This is a genomic window from Parachitinimonas caeni, from assembly GCF_030129945.1.
Taxonomy (GTDB): domain Bacteria; phylum Pseudomonadota; class Gammaproteobacteria; order Burkholderiales; family Chitinimonadaceae; genus Parachitinimonas; species Parachitinimonas caeni.
Genome location: NZ_JARRAF010000087.1, coordinates 1 through 4,171, shown reverse-complemented (window position 1 = coordinate 4,171; position 4,171 = coordinate 1). Strand labels below are relative to the sequence as shown.

Below are 4,171 nucleotides of genomic sequence, written 5' to 3'. Positions count from 1 at the left end.
GCGTGGCCTTGCAGCCACTGGCCGACCGGCTGGCGGTCCGGCTCAAGCAGCAGACGGTATTGCACGCCGATGAGACGCCCGTGCAGCAACTGGACCCGGGTGCCGGCAAGACCAAGCGGGCGTATCTGTGGGCCTATCGTAGCAACGACCTCTCGGGTGGTCCCCCCATCGTGGTATTCGACTACCAGACCAGCCGTAGTGGCAACCATGCCCGAGCCTTCTTGCAAGGCTGGCAGGGATCGCTCATGGTGGATGGTTACGGGGGTTACAAAGCGCTGTTTGGCCAGGGCGTGACCGAGCTGGGCTGCTGGGCGCATGCCCGGCGGAAGTTCTTTGATCTGCACGCCGCCAGTAACAAGCCGCATGAGATGGCTGCAGTCGCGCTGCAGCGAATCGGGGAGTTGTACGCCATCGAAGCCCAGGCGCGTGAGCAGTCACCGGCAGAACGACAGGCGCTCCGTCAAGCCGAAGCCCTGCCGCGCCTGCAAGCCCTGCAGGCTTGGCTGATCCAGCAACGCCAGCAAACGACAAAGACCTCGGGATACGGCCGCGCCCTGGACTACAGCATTCATCGCTGGGAAGCCCTGAGCCGCTACGCCCAGACCGGCGATCTGCCGATTGACAACAACGCGGCCGAGAGTGCCATCCGGCCGATTGCCCTGGGGCGCAAGAACTGGCTGTTCACAGGCTCCGAACGCGCTGGCCGCCGCGCCGCAGCCATTCAAAGTCTGCTGGCCACCGCCAAGCTCAACGGCCTCGAACCCCTGGCTTGGCTGACCGCCACCCTTGAACGTCTCCCCACCTGGCCTAATAGCCGCATTGATGAACTACTCCCCCTGAATTCAACAACCGCTAGCTGATTCACGCTTCGGACGCAACGTGGGGCGATCGGACGGATACATTTATTGAATCGCCGCTCGCCTTTAATTATTAGCACAATATCACAACAATTATCCCATCCCAAACCTGAACGGCTGGATTCCGAAACAGATTCTGTGAGAATAAAAACCTGTTTACCAAACTCCGCAAAAAATAGAACATTTCGAAGCATGGGAAGGCTTGTTGACGGGAATTCGAATACGGTGTTAGCCCAATTAAAAACCCAAGCAAAACTTGACATAAACCCAAGCCAAACCACTGACCGGAGACTCAGAGGGGTTGTTGCGACGGTACAGCCAAAATCAGGCTGTTTACTCTACATTTCGAGGCAAAAACCAGCAGAAATTGCGGGGAATTTCTGCTGATTTTTGAATCCACCCCTTCTTCCGATCAAAAAATGATGGGGAGAAGGGGATAGGAAACGGCTAACGGTCGTGCGGACAGGTCAGGTCATGACAGCGGACAATCAAACATCAATCTTTGTTTCCAAATACTCCAAATACTTTGGATCATCTTCCATAAAAATCTCCATCCCTCCTCCCATATAAGCACGCACAAGCTCATCCGCAGCTTTTTCAAGATCGCCCATCTCAAAATAGGACTGCCCTAACCGCAAATGTATATATGGATTTCCAAGTCCTTTCGGGCACTGAATCGCATTAAAAAAACACCTGAAGGATTTCTCAAAATTCCTTTCATGAAAATGAGTATCACCAATCGCAACATATATCCATGTTGCCGCTTCCCATATTTTATGGTTTTCAGGTAGAAGCTGAAGTGCTTCAATGTATTTTCCCCGTGCGCTAACAAAGTCAGCCATTTGCATCAATTCATTACCTTGCCCGCACAAGTTTGTTACCTGCGCATAAACATAATCGGGTAATTGCTGATTCATTCTAGTTATCCTGTCACCTAATTTGATCAATGCTAAAGAATTGTACTCTTTCAGCTGGCGTGGCGGGCGATAAATACCTAGTTCCCATTGAGGCACCATTACTCCTGTTAATGCTTGAAGGTTCGAGCCAGTAATTTCTATGATCATTCATAAACGCTCTAACCTCAGGGGAACGCGGGCCGTAGTATCGGCCAGTCGAATTCCAATAATCCACTGCTGCATGAATGTGTCCCATGTCAGTTTGATTAATTGGATACCAAATCCTATCCGGCCCTAGAACCATTCGATCAGCACCTTCACCTACTAGATCACCACTCTGACGCATGGTCATCTGAACTCTCAAACCGACAGAAGAGTCTCTCGAAGGTGTGCTACCCATGTAAGTGTCACGATTTGACACGCCAGTCCCATTCATGCGTTGCCAACGCATAACTTCTGTGTTGGATGGTGCAGGCAACTTTGCATAGACCTCCCCATTAGCTCCAAAGCGGATTGGAGTAAATTCGCCAGAGCTAGAGACAACGCCACTGTTCACCGCTGCGCGAGGAGCCGATACCGAAGTCCCCACCGACTGCCTAGCCGCCACCTGAGACGCATAGTCTCTCGCTACAGGTGCCATATCGTCATAAGGGGCCAGCGTCGGGAATTTCTCAACCTTGAAAATGCCGAACGGATGGACGAATGATCCCCGCTGTTTAATCATGGTCGGGGAAATTCCAGAAAACTCATTGTTAACAACGAGCTGGTGCTCATTCAGATAGCGGAATGCCTTGTAGCCCGATGCGCCCGCAGCTTCCAGCCACGGTGAGGCCGCTAGTATGCCTACACCCAGTTTGAAGGCTCCTTCTCTGACACGGCCTGAGGCGATGTCATCCGCGCCAGCAACCATCGCGACGCCTCCCGACACACCCATTACCATCAATCCTGCCGGTGTCATGGATGCCGGAATTTCCAATGCTTCAGCCAACTGGTAGTGCATCGGTCGGCTGTTACCTTCCATCAGCCAGTTTCGCCGTTCCGAGAAGTATTGCTGCTCAGAAAGCGTATAGCCCGGTTTCAACTCACTCCATTCCGATCGGGTGATATAGGCAAAGCCTCCATCCATGCACATTTCGTTGGCACGCAGGTCGATTGCTACCTTGCGGACCCGTTCAGCAGTCACTTCAATAGGACTATCCAAAGCTGCTATTGCGGGCAAGGGTTTGCCAAGCGCGTAGTCATACAACAAGCTTTCCGCACCCACCCCAGCCTGGTATCCACTTTCTTCATCTGGCAGGTTGGAGATGGGATAGACCGCGCCCGAATCCCCTTGTGGCCCAAGGACGTTGCTGGTTCGACTAAACCGGCCACCTGCTATGGATTCTCCCCATGGCACATCCCCATAGTTGGTCTGCTGCCCGATCTGCCGGCCGTTGCCATCAAACATGCGGCCGGTGTCGTCCATATAGGGCTGTCCGGCAGTCATGGCCTTGATGCGGTCGGCCGTAGCTGTCTGCTCGCCCGACTTCCTCTGCCCCGATTGATTGGCATCACCAGCTTCGATGTCAGCTTTGATCAAGTCGCCAATGGTTTCGCCCACGGCCTGCGGCAGGGTGTTGCTCCAGCTGAAGTGGCCGGTGCTCACTTTCTGGCTGACGGCGGCGCTGGCGAGGTTGGTGGCAAACTTGGTGGCCGCAAGGCTGCCAGTCTGATTAGCCACAAAGCCACCTGCCACACTGCCTGCCATCGCCCCGGCAGCGGAAGCAGCGACATTTCGCCAGCTGAAGTGGCTAATACCTAACGCAGACCCTGCGCCTTGGGCCAGCGTGGCACCGATGGCAGTCTGCACGCCCTGACCTAGAGTCGTGCTGACACCGTTGATGCTGCTCATGAAAGCAGAGCCGTTTAGCACGGAGCCAATTCCTGCTGTAACCCCAGCAGTTAGGGCACTAGACCCGACCTGACGCCAACTGAATTCGTCCTGTACACCCATGGCCATACCCGCCAGCTGGCTGACCACCGATCCGGCTGCTGCGCCAACAGTGGCTCCGACCAGCATGGCGGCGGTACCAAAGCTGCCAGCCAGCACACTCATGCCTGTGGCGAGCGCTCCGGCTGCGGCCGTTGCCCCTGCGACGGTGGTACCTACCGTCACCACCGTACCGCCAACCAACGTGGTGGTGCCAACTGCTGCGGCGCCTGCGGCTGCGGCAGTGCCAGCGGCTGCGGCGGTGCCAGCGGCTGCGGCAGTGCCCGCGGTTGCGGTGGTCGTTGCACCAATCATTCCTGCTGCCGCCCCGGCCGTGTAGATAGTCACGATGATCGCGATCACGATCATGATGATCTGGGCGGCTCCGCAACCCGAGCTGGGGTCGACCGGCACATTGGCCGGAACAAGGTTGCCCATGGCTTCGGCCG

General features: G+C 55.6%; 2 protein-coding genes and 1 pseudogene. 1 reads left to right on the top strand and 2 read right to left on the bottom strand.

Annotated features, from left to right (window positions below):
* Positions 1-860 (top strand): IS66 family transposase (tnpC, locus tag PZA18_RS23465; protein ID WP_284103326.1); only part of this gene is annotated, 860 nt, incomplete at its 5' end.
* Positions 861-1,345: 485 nt separating this feature from the next.
* Here tnpC and PZA18_RS23460 read toward each other — a convergent pair.
* Together PZA18_RS23460 and PZA18_RS23455 are read right to left on the bottom strand one after the other, a co-directional pair.
* Positions 1,346-1,774: a hypothetical protein gene (locus PZA18_RS23460; RefSeq protein ID WP_284103325.1), complete on the bottom strand. Its 429-nt coding sequence runs from the start codon at positions 1,772-1,774 to the stop codon at positions 1,346-1,348.
* 13 nt (positions 1,775-1,787) lie between these two features.
* A pseudogene (locus tag PZA18_RS23455) lies at positions 1,788-4,171 on the bottom strand (GH-E family nuclease); the annotation flags it as partial.